Here is a 17,568-nt window from a genome sequence, read left to right as displayed (position 1 = left end):
GCAAGCACGTGGCTGAATCGTATTACCGCTCGCTGGGCAACGACGCCTATGAGGCAACCATCCACACCCAGGGGGCCTGGAACCCGCAGGAGCAGCACATGGCTCCCATTTCCGGCCTGCTGGCCCACTGCCTGGAGCAGTTCCGTCCACGCCCCGAGCTGCGCATGGCCCGGATCAGCTACGACATTTTCGGGTTGATCCCGCGCACCGCCTTCGAGGTGAAAACCTCCGTCCTGCGCCCCGGACGGACCATTGAACTGGTGCAGGCCGAGATGGTGGTTGAGGGCCGCACCGCCGTTCGCGCCACCGCCTGGCGCCTTGCCCGCGGCTCGACGGCCGAGGTGGCCGCCGTGGAAGACGAGGCCATGCCCGGCCCGGCAGAGGCGGGCACCCATGAAGGCATGACCGAGTGGCCCGGGGCTTTTATTGAATCCCTGGAGAAACGGGCGCTGCCGGGGCTGCGTCCGGGCCGCGGCCGGGCGTGGCTGCGCACCCCGCACGAAATGGTGGAAGGCACGCCGACGTCGGACCTGGTCCGCCTCGTGGGCATGGCAGACACCGCCAACGGTATTTCCACCCGCGTGCCCCCGGGCGGTGACAGCTACATGTTCCCGAACGTGGACCTGCAGCTGCACCTGCACCGCGAACCCCGGGGGGAATGGCTGGGCCTGGACACCCAGGTGACCTTCGGTGCCGACGGCATCGGCCTGACTTCGACGGTCCTGCATGACCTGCAGGGACCGTTTGGGCGCAGCGAGCAGATCCTGACCGTCCGGCCGCTCGGCGGAGCGTAGGCGGTGCCCGCCGCCTTGGAAGTGTTCCGGCAGGAGGAATCCCTGGGCGCCGCCGCCGACCTCGACTTCGCGCTCGCCATGCTCGACGCCGTCCGCAGCGGCGGGCTCGGCCCGGCCCTGCGGATTTACCGTCCCCGCCCCACGGTCGCCCTGGGGCAGCGCGACGCCAAGCTGCCCGGCTTCGCCGCGGCACAGGCTGCCTGCCGCCGGCAAGGATTCGAGCCGCTGGTCCGCAAGGCCGGCGGCCGGGCCGCCGCCTACCACGACGGCTGCCTGGTCCTGGATCACGTGGCGCCGGACGCCGATGCGCTCGCCGGCTCGAGGCGCCGGTTCGCGGACTTCGGCGAGCTGCTGGCCGGCGCGTTCCGCAAGGTCGGACTGACCGCCAATGTAGGCGAAATCCCGGGGGAGTACTGCCCCGGGGAATTCACCGTCTCCGGCGAGGCTCCCGGCGGGGAGCGGATCAAACTGGTGGGCACCGCCCAACGGGTGATTGCCGGCGGCTGGCTGTTTTCCTCAGTGCTGGTGGTGGACAACGCCCTCCCGCTCCGCCGGGTCTTGACCGACTGCTATGCCGAGCTCGGGCTGAGCTGGGACCCGCGCACCGCCGGAGCCGCCCGGGACCTCGCACCGGGACTGGATATGGTCCAGGTGCAGGACGCCGTCCTGGCCGCCTACGCCGGCTACGCACCCCTCGTTGACGGGGACTTCACCGCACTGCGGGGGAGAGTTGCGCAACACTAGGGCCGCGTCGCTTCGTCCCGGCGGCTGCCGGGGATAGTGTTGATGGCGGTGAGCCGGCTTAACCGGAGCGGCTATCAACATTCGTAACAAAGGAATTCCATTGGGCTCAGACACCGTTGAAAACACTGCGCTGCGGCTGCAGGCGGTCCTGGAGATCCTCGCAGCAGAGGACCCGTCAGCTACCGGCAAGGTCAGCAGGGCAAAGGTACTCGGTGCCGCCCTGGACCGTGTGCCGCTCGAAGGACGCGAAGCGGAGGCCCTGGCCAGCGGCACCACGCGCGGCGAGCGTGCCTTGGTGAACGCCACCACCAAACTCGTCAAGGCGGGCTGGATCCTCAAGGAAGCCCGCTCCGGCTGGAGCATCACCAACGAGGGCCGCCGGGCCCTGAATGACTTCCCGGAGCCGGCGCACCTGTCGGCCGCCCTCAGCGGGAAGCCGGTGGCAGCGGCAGAAACCGCTTCGCCGGCAGAGGAAGTAGTGGAAGAGGTCCTGCGCGACGCCGTCGCCGTCCCTTCCGCTCCGGCCGAGCAGCACGGCTCGCACCCGGAGACCGGCATCCCGGAACCGTCCTTCCCGCAGCCGGAGTCCGTGGCCCTCGCGGGCGATTTCGGCGCGGCGCTCGGCACCGAGGACTGGAATCCGGCCGGCGCGCAGTTCGCGTTCGACCGCCACGACGAACTGTGGAAGCTCACGGTGGACCTGCCCGAAGGCACGTACACCTACAAGGTGGCACTGAACGGTTCGTGGGACGAAAACTACGGGTTCGACGCACACCGCGACGGCGGCAATATCGAGCTGTGGCATACCGGCGGTCCGCTGACTTTCCTGTATGACCACGCCACGCACAACGTAGTCACCAAGGCAACCGCCTAGGACCGGCCCGGCGTTATGCCCGGACCCTCAACGGGGTCCACCAGGAACCCGCGGGGCTCCCGCACCCACCAGACCCGTTCGCGGCGCAGTTCCGCCGGCGTGGAATAGCGGTAGCGGTAGACCCGGGCACGGATCCAGCGGGGCGGCTCGCCGTCGAACGGGTCCCTGCGCAGCAGGCGCAGGGTCCGCCGGTCGGCGGCGAGCAGCTTCCGCAGCAGCACCGGGAACCAGGCACCGGCGGCGCCCAGGCCCAGGAACCACATCAGCCAGTCCAGGCGCAGGTGGTAGGGCGCAAACTGGCGCGGCATCCGGCGCGGGTCCCCGGGCTTGCCCTTGAACTCGTACTCCAGCCAGCGGGCGTCCGGCCCCGGCGGATCGTTGGTGCCCTCGATGACCACCTCGTCCCGGCGCCGCGTAATGCTGCCGAACGCACCGTAGGCATTGGAAAGGTGCCAGCGGTTGAAGCTGGCATTCATCAGCTGGCCGCGGCGGACCAGGTTCTTCAGCGGTGCCCACGCCCAGTACAGCACCGCCAGGGTTACGGCGCCGACGACGACGGCGAACGCCGCCGGGGTTGCCTCCGGATCCGGTGCGGCGAACTGCACTCCCGGAAGCACCGCCTGCACGGCCGAATCGCTCAGGGCCGTGCACGCGAGCAGGATGGTCAGCACGTTCAGCCAGGCGAAGTTCCCCGAAAGGACGAGCCAGAACTGGGTAACGATCACCACCGCCGCGGCAATCGAAGCCACCGGCTGCGGGAAGAACAGGAAGTACGGCACCACCAGCTGGGCGAAGTGGTTGCCCAGCACCTCCATCCGGTGCAGCGGCTTTGGCAGATGGTGGAAGAACCAGCTGGCCGGGTTCGGCATCGGCTGGGTTTCGTGGTGGTAGTACAGGGCGGTGAGATCCCGCCACACCTTGTCGCCGCGCATCTTGATCAGGCCCGCACCGAATTCGAGCCGGAACACCAGCCAGCGGAAGGCCCACAGCACCGCGACCGGAACCGCGACGTCGTCGGAGCCCAGGAACGCGGCCAGGAAGCCCGCCTCCAGCAGCAGCGATTCCCAGCCGAACCCGTAGAACGTCTGCCCGATGTTCACCACGGACAGGTACAGCCCCCAGATAAACAGGAAAGCTGCCATCGGCAGCCACCACGGCCCGGACTGCGGCACTCCCGCCACCAGCAGCGCGGAGACGGCGGCGCCTGCCCACGCCACGGTGAGCAGGAACCGGTCCGAATAGTGCCAGTGGAAGAGGGTGGGAATTCTCCTGCCCTTGATCCGGGCCAGGAACTGCGGGGCCGGGAGCAGGCCGTTTTCGCCGAGCAGCGCCGGGAACTGGGCGGCGGCGGAGAGGAACGCGATCAGGTACACGGCGGCGATGCCGCGCTGCAGCACCTGGCGGGCGAATTCGTATCCTTCGGCGCTGAACCATTCCATGGCATGTCAGCCTAGCTCCGGCGGCGGGCGGACGCCGCCCGTTCCGGGGGCCCGGCTTAAATGTACTTATTGATGTACACCCAGCGTCCCCCGAGGTCTGTACGGAGGGCTTCGAGCAGGGTCGTAACGAGTTCGGGTGAATACCCGCCGGTGCCGGTATCAATGATGACCGCGAAGGACGCCATGGCCATGCAACTCCCCAGGTCCCAGTCACCGAATAGTCCCGTCCATGAGCAGTCGGGACAGGCAAGCCGGGGCTCGGGGCCGCCGTCGTACCATTCACTGACCAGCGGAACAATCAGCTCGAGCGGAAACTGGAAAGTGCAGCGCGTGCAAACTGGACCCCCGGTACCCTCACCGGCATAGTAGTAGTCCCGTCCGGCGACGAAGCTGTAGCTTCCGTTGGCGTCTGCGGATGCCGCCAAGGTGCGCGGTCCGAAGGCGTCGGCGGGGTGCTTGTCGTAGTAGGGGTCGTAGACCGTAGGATCGGCCATGCTCCAGCCGGTGCTGCGGAACCACCTCCGTACCTGGCTGAATCGTTCCTCGCTTCCTTCCGGGTCTACGGAAAGGTCCAGCAGTTGTTCCCGGTTATCGCTCATGCCACACCGTAACGAATGCCGCCGGAAAATACCCGAAAGAGCAGCAGGTTCCTCTTGCCTGCCCCTCGTCCTACGCTGGAACGGTGGCAGAACCCTCTGCCGCGGGAGGTGCCGGAAATGACCGGATCGCGTGTCCTTGCCCTCGTCGTCGCCCATCCCGACGACGACGCGTACGGGCTGGCGGGAACAGTGGCGCTGCACGAAGACGATCCGGGATTCCGCTTCGTCCTGGTCCACGCGACCGACGGCGGCGCCGGGCAGATTGATCCGTCCTATCCGCCGGTCAACGAACCGCTCGGGCGGATCCGGCGGCGGGAAATGGAAGCCGCATGGACGGCGCACGGCAGGCCGCCGGACCGCCACGAGTGGCTGGACTACGACGACGGTGCAGTGGCGCAGGTTCCCTTCGGGGAACTGGTGGAGCGGATCGGCGGCATCCTGGCGCAGGAGCGGCCCGACGTCGTCGCCACCTTCGGCCCCGACGGGATCACCGGGCACCCGGACCACATCGCAGTCGGTGCGGCCACCGATGCAGCGTTCACGGGTCTTCGGGCCGACGGCGGTCCGGGGCTGCAGCGCCTGCTGCACGGCGGTGTCCGCCGCTCCACCTGGGAACGGTGGAACGGCAGCCGGGTCCGGCACGGACTGGAACCCTGGGACGAGGGCAGGGTGTATGACGTACGTCCGGTTCCGGACGACCTGATCGGCATGGAGGTGGACGTCGGCAGCGTGGCGCACCGGATCGTAGCCGGGCTGATGGAGCACCGGACCCAGCGGCACGTGGTTTCCCCGGGCGTACCCCCGGATTCGGAAGAGGATGCCGGCTGGGCCCGTTCCGTCTCAGTGGAGCCCCTGGTCATTGCCTGGCCGCCGCGGCAGCCCGGGGCAGCGGTACTGGGCGATGTTTTCGAGGGGCTGGATTAGACGGCGTCGACGTTCCGGATGCCGAGTTGCGCGGCGGCAGTGGAACGTTCTGCCCTGACGACGGGCTCGCGCTTGGCACCGTTCCCTTCTCTGCCGCTACCCCTGCTAATCGCAATTCACCCAGAATTCGGCTCAGAGCAAACAGGAAGTCGAGCCGTTACGGATACGGATGCAGCGGCGATCAGCACGTCCCGTAAGCCGGTCGTCCAGCGGGCGCTTTTGCGGGCAGGTCCAACGCGGCAGCGGCGTGTTTAAACCTCAGCCCGGAGGGCAGGGAACAGGTTCACCGCACCCGCTACTCCTCTGCGAACTCGCGCCGCACAACCATCTCCGCCGTCTCGCCGAACAGAATTCCTCCGCCCAGGGCTCGAAGTGGATGATGTCATGCGACGGGATCCGTGAGACGTATATCGAGCCCGTACTGGGCGGGTGCACCGAGGTGGTCGCGAAGCGTGCTGCCTTCGTAGTCCCGGTGGTAGATTCCGCGGTCCTGCAGAAGGGGGACAACCTCGTCGACGAAGGTGTCGATGCCGTCTTCATTGACGTCGATAGAGACCCAGAAACCGTCGCAGGCACCGGCGTCAAACCATTCCTGCATGTGATCCGCGGTGGCCGACGCGTCGCCGACAGGGGTGGGGTGGTAATCGATGACGCCGTGGGCCAGTATGTCGCGGATGGTCCATCCTTCCCGCGCTACCTGTAGTGCTCGTGCGGAGCGGGGATCGAAAGGACTTGGTGAGGCGGCCTGCAGTTGGGCGGGTGTCAGAGGTTCATCGAGTTGACCGGCGTCGAGGTGCAGGTTCAGCATCGAGCCGAGGTAGGGCACGCGTGATGCTGCCGTGAGCTCACCCAATTGGACGCGTCGATCGAGTGCGGCTCGTTTGTTCTTGCCGATGGCAGGCATGACTCCGGCGAAGAACTTGATCTCGTCCGGGTTCCGACCTGCCCTTCGGGCGGCATCACGGTAGGCCTGACGCTGGTTGCGGGCCTCCTCGATGGTGAACACTGCTGCGATGACGCCGCTGGCGTAGCGTCCGGCCAGCTCAAGCCCGTTCTCGCCTCCGCCGGCGGAGAAGATGACGGGCTGGCCCTGCTCCGAAGGCGGGATGGGAAGCGGTCCGCGTGAGGCGACGTACTCTCCCTGCAGGTTAATGGGCTGGATCTTATCGGGGTCGGCGAAGCGACCGGTTTCCTGGTCCTTGATCCACGCGTTCTGCTGCCAGCTTCCCCAGAGGGCCTGAGCGATCTGGATGGTTTCATGGGCGCGCTGGTATCGCTGGGGCCGGGGCGCGATGGCCTGTCCGAAGTTCGCTGCAGCGGCAGGATCGCTGGTCGTCACGGCGTTCCACCCGGCACGGCCGTGGCTCATCACGTCGAGGGCCTTGAACTGACGGGCTAGATTGAAGGGCTCGTTGAAGGTTGTAGAGCCAGTGGCGACAAGACCGATGCGCTCCGTGGCCCGGGCGATCGCCGCAAGGGTCATCATGGGTTCGAGGGTGATCTGGGGGGCTTCGTGATTCAGACCGGACTGCAGGCCGGGGAAATCCGGAAGGAACAGGAAGGCGAACTTCCCGCGTTCGGCGGCCTGGGCGTAGCGGATCTGAGCGTCGAAGCTGGTGTAGTTCGCGGGGTCCACACCTGGTGCACGCCAGGCGGAGCCCTGCGATCCGTATCCGTTACCCAGATGCATACCCAGAATCATGTGTGACTTGGTCATTGGTTCTCCTCGTACAGCTGTTCTCATGTGCTGCTTGTGATGGTGGTCGACGTGGTGCTTGGCGTCGGGTCCAGGGCATTGCCTTGAATGAGGCCCCACGGGGTTGCGGCAGAGACGTTCGGTTTGTCCAGTATCAACACTGACACTAGTGTTAAGGTCAAATCGTGCTGGGCTTGGAGAATCGGGAAGGGTTTATGCGAATTGGTGAGCTCGCGAAGAAGACCGGTGTTCCTGCCCGGATGCTGCGGTACTACGAGGAACAGGGCCTCATTTCACCGCGTCGCTTGGCTAACGGCTACCGAACGTACGACGAATATCTGGTTGATCGAGTGAGGAAAATCCGGGGGCTGGTGGATACCGGAATTCCGACGCGGATCATTTCCGACATCCTGCCGTGTCTGGATCAGCCACAAACGATTGTCGTGAGAAACGCCGAACCCGGGCTGCGGGAGCTCCTGTCCACGGAGCGGGACCGCATGACAGAGAAGATCGACTTCCTCATCCACAACCGTGACTCGATTACCCGATACATCGAAGCGATCGACCGTGCTGCCGTCTCTCCGAAGCAGTCAGCATAATCCGGATAGGGCACCGATATCCCCGAGGTAGGTGAGCCGGAAGCGGCACACTGACGCTTCCGGCCTTGTTCAGGCTTCGTCGGCTGCGGGGCCGGCCTTGCTGACGAACAATGTGCCGATGACGGCACCGAGGGCGAGGATCGCGGCGACAGTGAATGCGGCCCGTCCGGCGGCGATGCTCTGGGCGAGGTCGAGCGCTCCGGGGTGGGCTGCGTTCGCTCCGATGGTGAAGGCGGAGATGAGGATCGCGCCGCCGGCGGCGCCGGCCAGTTGCTGGACAGTGGAGAAGCAGCGGTGCCGTGGGAGTACAGCTCGGTTGGCAGTGATCCGAGGGCTGATGTGGTCATCGGAGCCCACATCAGTGCCTGCGTTCCGGTGATCACCAGATACGTACCCAGAGCCAGCCATACGCTGGTGTTCTCGTCAATGGTGGTCAGGAACCAGATGGAGGCCGCCCAGATGATCGAGCCGGGAATCGCCAGGGGCTTCGGTCCCACCTTGTCGTAGACACGGCCGCCCAGTGCAGAGACGATCGCGATCATGGCCCCGCCGGGGAAGAGGAACAGGCCCATCTGCAGGGTGTTCAGTCCGAGGACGGCGGTCAGGATCAGAGGTAGAACGAGGACGACTCCGAAGCCGTTCATTGCGACGAATGTCATCACGATCGTCGGCAGGACGTAGGCGCGTGTCTTGAAGATTCGCGTGTCGAGAAATGCTTCCCGTTGCCTCTGCAGCCTGATCTGACGATAGACGAACGCGCCGACGCCGATCAATCCGATGAGGAGCGGAATGTACGGGGCGACGGGTGCATGGCCGGAGACTGACTCGCCGATGGACGCCAGCCCGAAGACCAACCCACCGAAACCGATGATGGACAGCAGCAGGGAGACCACATCCAGGGTTGCTCGCTCAGGTACGGTGACGTTCCGCAGCTTCACGGCACCGAGGATCAATGTCGCGACGATGATCGGCAGCATGAGGATGAACAACCACCGCCAGCTCAGCTGGGACAGGATCAGCCCGGAGACCGCGGGGCCGACCGCCGGCGCGATGGCGGGAACCGCCGTCACGAGGGCCATCATCCTGCCCCGGCGTGAGACGGGGACCAGGCGCATGGTAGTCGTGATGAGCAGGGGAACGAACACCGCGGTGCCCACCGCCTGGATAATGCGTCCGGCCAAGAGGACACCGAACCCCGGAGCGATAACGGCGATGACCGTACCGATCAGGAACAGGCTCATGGAACCAAGGAAGATCGCACGGGTCGTGAACCTTCGCATCACGAACCCGGTGGCAGGAATAAGCACGGCCAGCGTCAGCAAGTAACCCGTCGTCAGCCACTGACCGGTTGTCGGAGTGATGTCCAGGTCGGCAATCAGAGTCGGCAGGGCTACGCCCAGCATCATTTCGTTCAGCAGGACAACGAAGGTTGAGACCATCAGCAGCCCGATGATCATGGCGCTCCCCGGCGCCATCCGGACATCGGACCGGACGGCGCGGGTGCCATCAGCAGTCTCTGGAGGAGTGGTTTCTAAGGCGGATTCGTTTGGGCTAGGCGCCGACATAGGGCTCTCCTGATTGTGGAAGGGTCTCGTAAACGGGAGTCGGCCGTAGGACTGCGTGTCCGCACAGAACGCGCTATATGCGGGCAGATATCGGCCATGCGACATCGAGCGGGCTGATATCGGGAACTCACCAAACCATCGTGCAACCTTCCCATTAGTGAGAAGGTCAAGTTCGCCCGCATCGATGTGACGAAGCGCACCGGCTGGTGGGCACCTCTACCGGCGCCTCTGCTTGGCCTTGACACAGTTGGAAGGTTGGATCCTTGATGTGCTGGACTTAGTCCACGAAAGGACTGTCATATGAAAACCGGCATTCTCGGCGCAGGGTCAATCGGTTCCACGCTGGCGCGCAAGCCCGCTGCTGCAGGATATGAGGTCAAGGTCGCCACCTCACGCGGACCGGAAACGATTGCAGCCGTTGTCCTCACCACAGGTGCGGAGGCGGCTAAGGCCGCAGATGTGGTGCAGGGCGTGGAAGTCCTCATCACGTCGATCCCTCTCCGTGGGACGCCTGCGATCAAATCCCTCGTCGCCGGCCTCCCCAGGGACGCGATCATCATCGACACGTCGAACTACTACCCGGCCAGGGATGGGCACATGCAGGCACTCGACGACGGACAGATCGAGAGCTTGTGGGTCGCCGAACAGCTTGGTCGATCAGTGGTGAAAGCATGGAACGCCATCCCGTCAGGGACGCTCGACGCCAAAGGCGCGCCGGCAGGAGACACGAATCGCTTGGCGATCGCCGTCGCGGCCGACGATGACGCGGGCAGGGAAATCGCGATGGCACTGGTGGAGTAAACAGTCTCTCGAACGACGATCTACCGCGAAGTGCAGCGACGAGCGATCGCGGCCATGCGGCAGCCCCGTCACTAGAATTGGTTTGACCGCGGTGCGTTGACCGGTTGAGACCACTGTCGTTTTGTACGGGGAAGACTCGTCAGTATCAACGCGCCGACAATCGCCGCAATTCCACCTACGGTCAGAGCGTAGGTCGCCCCGGCGCCGTCGACGAGGACTCCGCCGACGCTCGCTCCGACGGCGATCGCGATGTTGCAGACCGTCACGATAAGCCCGCCGATCTGCTCAAGGCGTGTCGGTACAGTCCTGGCACCCCAGCTGAGCACTGCGGTCGGGATTCCGCCGAAACCAAAACCCCAGAGTGCGGCGCCGGTGAAAAGGCCTGTGATTGATTCGCCGGCGAGGAGCATAACGAGCATTCCGAGTCCCAATACCGCAGGGAAGAGGAACACGGCGGCCCGAAGCGCACGGTCGGCCAGGGGGCCGCTGAGAAGAGTGCCCAGGACGCTGGCGGCTCCGAACACGAGCAGCAGCACGGCCAGACCACCGGCATCGATTCCGGACACGGTTTCTGCCGCCGGGCGGATATACGTGAATCCGCCGAAGTGGCCGCCGAAGACCAGCAGGACCGCAACCAATCCCACTACGACCACTCCGGAGCGAAGGGTCGATCCGAGGGCGCGAAGCCCGCTCACTCCTGTAGGCCTGACGGCCGGCAGCGTGGCCGCCTGCACGAGCAGGGCCAGAGCGGCAACGATAGCGGCGATGAAGAAGACGGCCCGCCATCCCCAGATCTCACCGAGCCAGGCGCCGAGAGGTACGGCAACGATGGTTGCAACCGCTACACCGGCGTTGATGACGGTCAGCGCACGGCCGAGATGGTCGGCGGGCACCAAGTGAGCGGCCATGGCGGTGGCCATTGCCCAGAAGCCGCCAAGGGCAACACCGAGCAGGAGCCGCGCGGACAGAAGAACGAAAAGGCCGGGTGCCAGGGCAACGAGGACGTTGGAGAGGATGGCCAAGGCGGTAAGGCTGATCATGACCCGCCGGCGATCGGTGCGGGGGAGGACCACTGCGATAAAGAGGGCCGAGAAAACAGCAGCGACGGCCGTCATTGTCACGCTTTGTCCTGCAGCACCGACTGATACGTCCAGGGATCCGGCGATACGCGGAAGGAGACTCGCGGGCAGGAACTCAGACATAACAATCGCGAAGATTCCAAGGCCGAGCGAGACGACACCGCCCCAGGAGGCTGTCTTGTCTGCTTTGGCGATGTGTGCAGGGGTGGCGGTCATTGTGGTGACCCTTCTACTAGAAGTGCAGCACGCCGTTTTCGTCCCGGAGGGTTCCGGTTGGGCCCTCCGAGCCGTGGGTGGCGAGGTGTACAACGACTCGTGCGCTTTCTTCCGGTGACCTCCCGATACCGAAGCGGGCCGTCATATCCGTGGCAGTGGTGCCGGGTTCGAGCGCGTTGAACTTGATGCCGGGGTGGGATTTGGCGTACTGCACGGTGAGCATGGTCGCCGCCGTCTTCGACGCCGAGTAGAGGGCAAGCGGCAGGTCGAACTCGGGTCGATCGGGGTTGGTTACCGCCCAGAAGGACCCGGCGCTGCTCGAGATGGTGACTACATGGGCGTTGGCGGATTTGCGCAGCAGGGGGAGCGCCGCCTGCGTGACGCGGACAATACCTACGGCATTGGTATCGAAGGCCCGGAGGGCGGAAGGGCCGTCCATCTCCGTCTCCAGGACGCCTGCGTTGTGCACCAGGACATCGAGCCGCCCCTCGGCGGCATCAATGCTCGCCAGTGCGCTGGTGACTGAGGCGTCATTCGTTACATCGAGCTGCACGAATCGAGCGCCCAGCCCTGCTGCGGCTTTCTCACCCCGCTCGGCATCACGGGCACCTATGTAAACGACATGCCCCAACTCCAGCAGTTGCCTGGCAGTCTCGAATCCGATGCCCTTGTTCGCCCCGGTGATTAGTGTGACGGTCATTTTTGTCCTCTCGGTAGGCCAGCTCCAGCTGAACCACTGCAACGCTACGAATGCCTGCTTCCACCGGCCAGAGCCCTGTCCAGCCGGGGGAGTGGCAGGACCCCCTCTGCCGCTGTCCCTCCTGCCCTGCCAGGTCCTAGGCTGGCTCCCATGAGTAAGACATCGAACGCCCTTGGCGACTACCTGCGGGCCAGGCGCGAGCTGGTAACACCGAAGCAGGCCGGCATCCCGGACATAGGTGTGCGGCGCGTGCCCGGACTGCGGCGCGAGGAAGTGGCCATGCTCGCCGGCATCAGCGCCGATTACTACCTGCGGTTGGAGCGTGGACGGGACCGGCACCCGTCCGTGCAGGTCCTCGAGTCCATCGCCCGCGTGCTCCAACTTGACGACGACCACCTCGCGTACCTGCTCACGCTGGTCGCGGACGTTCCCCGGCAGCGCGTTCGCCGACCGTCCAAGGAAACCGCTCCCGCTGGTGCACTCAAGCTGCTGGATTCGCTCGCCCAGCCCGCCTTCATCGAGGGGCGGTACTTCGATATCCTGGCCGCGAACAGCCTGGCGAAAGCGCTCTCGCCGCGTCTTGATCTCGGGGGGAACCAGCTGAGGGACATGTTCCTCGACCCGGCAGAGCAGGCCCTTTATCCGGAGTGGGAAGTGGTGACGGAGTGCTTCATTGCGAACCTTCGGCAGTCCGTGGGCAAGGATGTCGATAATCCCCGTTTCATTGAACTCGTCGGAGAGCTTTCGCTGGCGAGCCCCTACTTCCGCCGGATGTGGGCGCGGCATGAAGTGCGGGCCCAGAGAGGCACACCGATGCGGCTCAACCATCCGCAGGTCGGGGAAATAACTCTCAACCGGGAGCGGCTGGGCATCAACGGAGCGGACGGACTGATGCTCGTCATTTACCACCCCGACGCCGGCTCGGACAATGCCGAGAAACTTGCACTCCTTGCCTCCGCGGCCTTCTCGACGAACACGAGTCAGGATCATCCGCAAACCGGCGCCAGACTGACCAGGGAGTAATACCGTGACTACTATCGGCATCCTCGGCGCAGGCCAGGCCGGAGCAACGCTTGCCCGGGTGGCAACGGCGGCGGGCTACGACGTCGTTATCGCGAATTCGCGGGGACCCGAAACCTTGCGGCGGCTGGTCAATGACCTGGGACGGCGGGCGCGCGCCGCCTACGCGGCAGAGGCCGCGGCTGCAGCCGACTTCGCCGTCACCGCGTTCCCGTACGCGCCCGGTGACCGGCTGCCGGTGCAGGAACTCGCAGGAAAGGTCGTGATCGACAACAACAATTACATGGTCTGGCGCGACGGGAACTTCCCCGACGTCGACTCCGGCCTCAAGACAGTCCATGAGTTACGTCAGGAACAGCTGCCCGCCTCGAAGGTCGTCAAGGCGTTCAACCACGTCCAGTTCCATGAGCGCTTCCACCTCCGTGTCCCCAGCGACGCGCTGCCGGCCATCATGCGGCTGGCGCGACCGGCCGGAGCCCCAGACCGTAAAGCGCTGGTCGTCTCCAGCGACTATCCGGAGGCCGTCGAACTGGTGACCCGGTTCTATGACGATCTAGGTTTCGACGCAGTTGATAACAGCCCCCTAAGCGAATCCTGGCGCAGCAGCCCCGGTACGCCGATGTGGCGCCACCACGTCGATGGACAAAGCCGCGAGGAACTCATCCGCAATCTGCAGCGCGCTCAACGGTCCGTCATCTCAACCCCGGCAGCGGCTCAGGCGAAGGGGCCCATGCCTGCGTAAAGAGCTTCGGGAGGCAGGCTCAGCTGGTCCTTGACGGCTTGCGTGTCTGCATCCAGAAACTCGTGCGACCCCTTCAGCAGGGCATCCAGCACATCGGAGATGATCACGCTGGGGTCGTTCTTGGGAATGTCCCAGCCCTTCATCATGTCGGTATCGGTGGAAGAGAGGTGCACGCCCATCACATGCGTGCCCTGGCCGGCAAGCTCCAGGCGCGTGCTGTTGGTGAGCTGCCACTCGGCGCCCTTCGCGGCAGCGTAGGCACCGTTTCCGGGATACGAGCGGAAGGACAGCAGGGACATGACATTCATGATCGCGCCGCCGCCGTTGGAACCGAGGATCGGCGCGAAGGCCCGTGTCATTGCCAGGGTGCCCCAGAAATGGGTGTCCATTTCTGCCCGGATACGGCCGAGGTCCCCAGTCAGCAGATTCGTGGCCGTGGCAATGCCCGCATTGTTGATCAGCAGATTCACATCCGTCGCCGCGGCGGCCGCCGCCTCAACGGTGGCCGGATCGGTGATGTCCACTACGAGCGCCTCAACCTGGCCGGGTGCTCCGAGCTGCTCAAGGAGGCTGACCTTTCCGGGCTGACGGGTTGTCGCGTAGATCTTCCGTGCACCCCGCTCAACCAGCTGGATCACGAACTCCCGTCCCAGCCCCCTGTTCGCTCCGGTTACCAGTGCAACTGTCTCAGTCATGTTCATGGCGCTGACGTGATTCCCTGAATGATGAGTCCGACGCCGGCGGCCAGCAGGCCGACGCCCAGCACGGCCGCTCCAATCCACAGAAGCATAATGGCCCGGTTGGGCCGTGCGGGATCCTGACCGATCACGGAGACGAAAAAACCGGTGGGCATCAGGATTGCAGCCACGAGGACGCCGAGGGAAATCGTGGCGAACGGCTCGGGCACGCCGTTCGCCTGCACGATCACCATGATCAGGAGGCCAAGGATAACAAGCACTCCCGCGTGAGCGTGGCCGGCACGGAAAAAGCTCTTTTGGAGGTCATTCGCCGGGAATCGTCCGGTTACCGCTGTAAAGACGAACCGGCCGCCGTATGCGATGCCGATGACGGTGAGGAGAACGACGCCGGCGATGACCTGGTGAGTGCTGTCGAGCATGATGTTCCCTCCCGGTACGGGTCAGCCGTCTCGCCGCATCCGAGCCACTTCGGCTTCAATTCGGCGATCCGATATGGCGGGACGGCCTGCGTAGACAGGGATCCCCGCAATGACCGCGGCGACAAGAGTCCCCAGGATCGGCCAGACCGGCCAGAAGTACCCGTCCGGCGTCGTGAAGTACCAGATAGCGACCTGAAGGACCGCGAGCAGCAGCCAGAGACCGACCACCCCTTTGTAAATGGTCTTCGCGATGACGCGGCGGCGGGCAAGTTCGTACGATTCATTAGGCGTTGACATGGCGTGGTCTTCCTTTCTGATGCGGTGTTGGGCCATCAACGCTACGAATTCTGGTTATCAGCGGCCAGTGCCCCGCACAGCCGGGGGTTTGACAGGACCCCCTCCCGCATTTGCCTGGTGCACCGGATAGCCGGGTGCTGGGATTCGAACAGCGGCAGGATGTGCCGGCGGGCGGGGCGCGCTGGCTGACCGTGGGGGTGCCGGGGGAGGACGCCGGGGTGGAACTGCTGCTCGAACCGGCCGGGCATCCCGCCGTCGCGCCATTCACGGAGGCGCTGGTATCGGACGGGATCCCTCCGACACCGTCGGCAACCTCATCCAGATCGCCGATACTGCGGACTGAAGCAGCCTTAGAAGCGGAACAGGGAGTTGATTTCCTGTTTGGCGTCGTCCACGTACACGTCGGTGCGCTCGTCGAAGAACGAGACCCGGTCCTTGAGCTGCGCCGAGTCGGGCAGCACCCGTTCATACGACCAGGCCAGGTCAGTTCCCGCCGGATGCCCGGTCACCGACCAGTAGTTCGCCGTCCCCTTGTACGGGCAGACGGACCGGAAGGTCGATGCGTTGAGGACGTCCCAGTCCACGTCCGAGCGTGGAAAGTAGGTCCGCGGCGGAAGCATGGTTTCGTACACGAGCAGCGGCTGGCGGGTCTCGGCCAGCAGCTGTCCGTCCAGGTGCACCCGCACGGCACGCGAGGAGTCCACGGCGTCGACCCGGTGGAAGGGATCCCGGGGGTGCCCCTCGACCACCTGGTCTTCCTCCAGCCACCGGTCGAACGCATTGAAGTCCAGCAACACATACCCGCCAAGATCTGCATCATCCGGACGGAACCCCGCACCGGGCAGCTCATGCGCACCTGCGCGCAGGTCCAGTGGCTGGCCGGGGGCAGTGTGCGCGGAGAACGGATAGCGCGGGTCCATCAGGGCGCCCGGCGGCACCTCGGCCAGCGGGTCGCCGTCGGGCTCGGAAGCAGCCGTCACCTCCGCTGAGATATCTCCGGCGGGTACGGCGTAGATGGGGGTGACCCGCCTCGGCTCATAGGCCAGCACCGCACTGGTGGAATCCACCACGGTGTTGCCGCCGAGCTGTGCCCGGATACGCCGCGGCGTGGGTTCGTAGCGCAGCTCCGGCAGGAGTTTCCAGAAAGCGGGACTGATGTGCAGGGCCATGGAACAAGTTTCTGGCGGGCTGCCACCCGATACAAGGGCCTGCGGATTCGGCCGCTTCGCAAGGTCTTAGTCGTGAAAATACATAAACACCCAATGCCCGCCGAGATCGGCCTGTAACTGCTCCACAAAATGCCGCGGAAGTTCGTACGGATCCACCGCGGTACGCCAATCCTGGCCGATCGGGACATGCCAGTCCCGGTCGATGATGACGGCAAACGAGGCGACAACCAGGGAGGTGCTGAGCTCCCAGCGCCCCCAGGGGGCGTGCCATGAGCAGCGGGGACAGGTCAAGTCCGGTTCCTGACCCGAGTCCAGCCACCCCTGGATCATCCTGGCAACCTTGTCGATGTCCAGTTCCTCACCGCATTTCCGGCACTTCGGTCCGCCCGTGCTGTCGCCCAGGTAATAGACGTCGAGGCCGGGAATAAAGGTGAAGACAAAGTATGGCCGGCGGGGATCCAGTTGCCCCATGAGAAGGGGTCCGGGTCCGTCGGACACTTCCTGGCTGTGCCGGTAGTCGTAGACCTGTGGGTCGGGTGCGCTCCAACCGTTGTCCCGGAACCATTTCCGTACCTCGTGCATGCGCGCTTCGGCGTTTGCGTCGTCCACGGACAAATCCAGCAGCTGTGCACGAGTATCCCCCATGCGCATACCCTAACGCAGGGCTAAAGGTGGCGGTGGACATAGGCCCAGCGACCGCCGAGATCCGTCCGCAGTGCCTCCATCAGCGGGTCGGCGAGGTTCGACCAGGTGTGGTCAATGATGCGAGGTGTGCCACGGCCATGCATGAGGAAATCTTCCAATCTCCAAGCAGTGCAGTCCAGGAGCATTCCGTGCAGGTGAGGAGGGGTTCGGCCCCGCCCTGGTCCCAGTCACTTATCCGGGAGATGACTGACATCAGCGGAAGTTCCGTCCCGCATCTTCGGCACACTGGTCCGCCTGCACCGTCACCGGCATGGTAGAGGTCCCGCTTGGCAACAAAGGCATAGCAGTCACCCGTTCGGGGGCCGAAGGCGTCTGCCGGGCGCGTCTCGAAGTAGACCTTGCAGGCGTCCGGATCAGCCTTGGTCCAGCCGTTGGTCCTGAGCCAGTTTCGGACTTCCTGAAGGCGCTCTTCCGCGCCGGCCTCATCCACGGACAGATCCAGCAGCTGTTCCCAGTGATCTCCCATGCGCTGACCCTAACCCAGCTCT

The 17,568-nt window shown here is 65.1% G+C and carries 19 protein-coding genes and 1 pseudogene; 8 read left to right on the top strand and 12 right to left on the bottom strand.

All coding sequences use genetic code 11. The annotated features are described in order from the left end of the window. Positions 1-8: 8 nt before the first annotated feature. The 3 genes from N2K98_RS10270 (at position 9) to N2K98_RS10260 (ending at position 2,412) form a co-directional block, all read left to right on the top strand. Complete coding sequence (locus tag N2K98_RS10270) at positions 9-794, top strand: thioesterase family protein (RefSeq protein WP_227921182.1); 786 nt, start codon at positions 9-11, stop codon at positions 792-794. 3 nt (positions 795-797) lie between these two features. Next, positions 798-1,538 carry a lipoate--protein ligase family protein gene (locus tag N2K98_RS10265; RefSeq protein ID WP_255865745.1) on the top strand — a complete coding sequence of 247 codons (741 nt, stop codon included), beginning with the start codon at positions 798-800 and terminating at the stop codon, positions 1,536-1,538. A 100-nt stretch (positions 1,539-1,638) separates the two neighbouring features. Continuing rightward, positions 1,639-2,412 carry a pullulanase X25 domain-containing protein gene (locus N2K98_RS10260; RefSeq protein ID WP_255865744.1) on the top strand — a complete coding sequence of 258 codons (774 nt, stop codon included), beginning with the start codon at positions 1,639-1,641 and terminating at the stop codon, positions 2,410-2,412. On the opposite strand, the gene N2K98_RS10255 is transcribed toward N2K98_RS10260, so the two are convergent. Then, complete coding sequence (locus tag N2K98_RS10255) at positions 2,409-3,851, bottom strand: lipase maturation factor family protein (RefSeq protein ID WP_255865743.1); 1,443 nt, start codon at positions 3,849-3,851, stop codon at positions 2,409-2,411. The genes N2K98_RS10260 and N2K98_RS10255 overlap by 4 nt on opposite strands. 56 nt (positions 3,852-3,907) lie before the next feature. Next, positions 3,908-4,450: a hypothetical protein gene (locus tag N2K98_RS10250; protein WP_255865742.1), complete on the bottom strand. Its 543-nt coding sequence runs from the start codon at positions 4,448-4,450 to the stop codon at positions 3,908-3,910. A gap of 117 nt (positions 4,451-4,567) precedes the next feature. Between N2K98_RS10250 and N2K98_RS10245 the strand changes: the two genes are divergently transcribed. Next, on the top strand, positions 4,568-5,374 hold the full coding sequence (locus N2K98_RS10245) for a PIG-L deacetylase family protein (protein ID WP_255865741.1): 807 nt from the start codon (positions 4,568-4,570) through the stop codon (positions 5,372-5,374). Between the two features lie 382 nt (positions 5,375-5,756). On the opposite strand, the gene N2K98_RS10240 is transcribed toward N2K98_RS10245, so the two are convergent. Next, complete coding sequence (locus tag N2K98_RS10240; RefSeq protein ID WP_255865740.1) at positions 5,757-7,091, bottom strand: NtaA/DmoA family FMN-dependent monooxygenase; 1,335 nt, start codon at positions 7,089-7,091, stop codon at positions 5,757-5,759. 194 nt (positions 7,092-7,285) lie between these two features. Between N2K98_RS10240 and N2K98_RS10235 the strand changes: the two are divergent. Then, positions 7,286-7,471: pseudogene (locus tag N2K98_RS10235) on the top strand (MerR family DNA-binding transcriptional regulator); the annotation flags it as partial. Between the two features lie 23 nt (positions 7,472-7,494). On the opposite strand, the gene N2K98_RS10230 reads toward N2K98_RS10235, so the two are convergent. Next, on the bottom strand, positions 7,495-9,126 hold the full coding sequence (locus tag N2K98_RS10230; protein WP_255865739.1) for a DHA2 family efflux MFS transporter permease subunit: 1,632 nt from the start codon (positions 9,124-9,126) through the stop codon (positions 7,495-7,497). Positions 9,127-9,534: 408 nt separating this feature from the next. Here N2K98_RS10230 and N2K98_RS10225 point away from each other — a divergent pair, with 408 nt between their 5' ends. Further along, positions 9,535-10,035 (top strand): NADPH-dependent F420 reductase, encoded by a 501-nt coding sequence (locus N2K98_RS10225; protein WP_255865738.1) that lies wholly within the window; start codon positions 9,535-9,537, stop codon positions 10,033-10,035. Positions 10,036-10,106: 71 nt separating this feature from the next. Here N2K98_RS10225 and N2K98_RS10220 read toward each other — a convergent pair whose 3' ends face one another. Together N2K98_RS10220 and N2K98_RS10215 are read right to left on the bottom strand one after the other, a co-directional pair. Further along, positions 10,107-11,330: an MFS transporter gene (locus tag N2K98_RS10220; protein ID WP_255865737.1), complete on the bottom strand. Its 1,224-nt coding sequence runs from the start codon at positions 11,328-11,330 to the stop codon at positions 10,107-10,109. A 16-nt stretch (positions 11,331-11,346) separates the two neighbouring features. After that, positions 11,347-12,030: an SDR family NAD(P)-dependent oxidoreductase gene (locus N2K98_RS10215; RefSeq protein ID WP_255797521.1), complete on the bottom strand. Its 684-nt coding sequence runs from the start codon at positions 12,028-12,030 to the stop codon at positions 11,347-11,349. A 150-nt stretch (positions 12,031-12,180) separates the two neighbouring features. On the opposite strand from N2K98_RS10215, the gene N2K98_RS10210 reads away from it, so the two are divergent. Then, complete coding sequence (locus tag N2K98_RS10210) at positions 12,181-13,053, top strand: helix-turn-helix domain-containing protein (protein WP_255865736.1); 873 nt, start codon at positions 12,181-12,183, stop codon at positions 13,051-13,053. Between the two features lie 4 nt (positions 13,054-13,057). Continuing rightward, the gene (locus N2K98_RS10205) at positions 13,058-13,792 is read left to right on the top strand and encodes an NADPH-dependent F420 reductase (RefSeq protein ID WP_255865735.1); all 735 of its coding nucleotides are present in this window, start codon (positions 13,058-13,060) and stop codon (positions 13,790-13,792) included. Here N2K98_RS10205 and N2K98_RS10200 read toward each other — a convergent pair. The 6 genes from N2K98_RS10200 to N2K98_RS10175 all read right to left on the bottom strand — a co-directional run bounded on the left by N2K98_RS10200 (position 13,765) and on the right by N2K98_RS10175 (position 17,546). Beyond that, on the bottom strand, positions 13,765-14,487 hold the full coding sequence (locus tag N2K98_RS10200; protein WP_255865734.1) for an SDR family oxidoreductase: 723 nt from the start codon (positions 14,485-14,487) through the stop codon (positions 13,765-13,767). The genes N2K98_RS10205 and N2K98_RS10200 overlap by 28 nt on opposite strands. Positions 14,488-14,489: 2 nt before the next feature. Continuing rightward, positions 14,490-14,909 carry a hypothetical protein gene (locus tag N2K98_RS10195; protein ID WP_255865733.1) on the bottom strand — a complete coding sequence of 140 codons (420 nt, stop codon included), beginning with the start codon at positions 14,907-14,909 and terminating at the stop codon, positions 14,490-14,492. A gap of 21 nt (positions 14,910-14,930) precedes the next feature. Then, positions 14,931-15,206, bottom strand: a complete 276-nt coding sequence (locus N2K98_RS10190; RefSeq protein ID WP_227921207.1) for a hypothetical protein — start codon at positions 15,204-15,206, stop codon at positions 14,931-14,933. Between the two features lie 350 nt (positions 15,207-15,556). Continuing rightward, positions 15,557-16,375, bottom strand: a complete 819-nt coding sequence (locus N2K98_RS10185) for a DUF427 domain-containing protein (protein ID WP_255797529.1) — start codon at positions 16,373-16,375, stop codon at positions 15,557-15,559. Positions 16,376-16,441: 66 nt separating this feature from the next. Continuing rightward, the gene (locus tag N2K98_RS10180) at positions 16,442-17,020 is read right to left on the bottom strand and encodes a hypothetical protein (protein WP_255797530.1); all 579 of its coding nucleotides are present in this window, start codon (positions 17,018-17,020) and stop codon (positions 16,442-16,444) included. 79 nt (positions 17,021-17,099) lie between these two features. Continuing rightward, positions 17,100-17,546, bottom strand: coding sequence for a hypothetical protein (locus tag N2K98_RS10175; RefSeq protein ID WP_255865732.1), 447 nt, complete (start codon positions 17,544-17,546; stop codon positions 17,100-17,102). Positions 17,547-17,568: the final 22 nt, after the last annotated feature.

It is taken from the genome of Arthrobacter jinronghuae, assembly GCF_025244825.1.
GTDB lineage: Bacteria > Actinomycetota > Actinomycetes > Actinomycetales > Micrococcaceae > Arthrobacter_B > Arthrobacter_B jinronghuae.
This window is presented reverse-complemented; position numbering and strand designations above follow the sequence as displayed.

Coding starts and splice junctions, on each gene's coding strand:
- N2K98_RS10225 (WP_255865738.1), top strand. CDS start 9,535: ATGAAAACCGGCATTCTCGGCGCAGGGTCAATCGGTTCCACGCTGGCG.
- N2K98_RS10210 (WP_255865736.1), top strand. CDS start 12,181: ATGAGTAAGACATCGAACGCCCTTGGCGACTACCTGCGGGCCAGGCGC.
- N2K98_RS10255 (WP_255865743.1), bottom strand. CDS start 3,851: ATGGAATGGTTCAGCGCCGAAGGATACGAATTCGCCCGCCAGGTGCTG.
- N2K98_RS10230 (WP_255865739.1), bottom strand. CDS start 9,126: ATGATCATCGGGCTGCTGATGGTCTCAACCTTCGTTGTCCTGCTGAAC.
- N2K98_RS10245 (WP_255865741.1), top strand. CDS start 4,568: ATGACCGGATCGCGTGTCCTTGCCCTCGTCGTCGCCCATCCCGACGAC.
- N2K98_RS10175 (WP_255865732.1), bottom strand. CDS start 17,546: ATGGGAGATCACTGGGAACAGCTGCTGGATCTGTCCGTGGATGAGGCC.
- N2K98_RS10180 (WP_255797530.1), bottom strand. CDS start 17,020: ATGGGGGATACTCGTGCACAGCTGCTGGATTTGTCCGTGGACGACGCA.
- N2K98_RS10220 (WP_255865737.1), bottom strand. CDS start 11,330: ATGACCGCCACCCCTGCACACATCGCCAAAGCAGACAAGACAGCCTCC.
- N2K98_RS10190 (WP_227921207.1), bottom strand. CDS start 15,206: ATGTCAACGCCTAATGAATCGTACGAACTTGCCCGCCGCCGCGTCATC.
- N2K98_RS10215 (WP_255797521.1), bottom strand. CDS start 12,030: ATGACCGTCACACTAATCACCGGGGCGAACAAGGGCATCGGATTCGAG.
- N2K98_RS10185 (WP_255797529.1), bottom strand. CDS start 16,375: ATGGCCCTGCACATCAGTCCCGCTTTCTGGAAACTCCTGCCGGAGCTG.
- N2K98_RS10195 (WP_255865733.1), bottom strand. CDS start 14,909: ATGCTCGACAGCACTCACCAGGTCATCGCCGGCGTCGTTCTCCTCACC.
- N2K98_RS10200 (WP_255865734.1), bottom strand. CDS start 14,487: ATGACTGAGACAGTTGCACTGGTAACCGGAGCGAACAGGGGGCTGGGA.
- N2K98_RS10240 (WP_255865740.1), bottom strand. CDS start 7,091: ATGACCAAGTCACACATGATTCTGGGTATGCATCTGGGTAACGGATAC.
- N2K98_RS10250 (WP_255865742.1), bottom strand. CDS start 4,450: ATGAGCGATAACCGGGAACAACTGCTGGACCTTTCCGTAGACCCGGAA.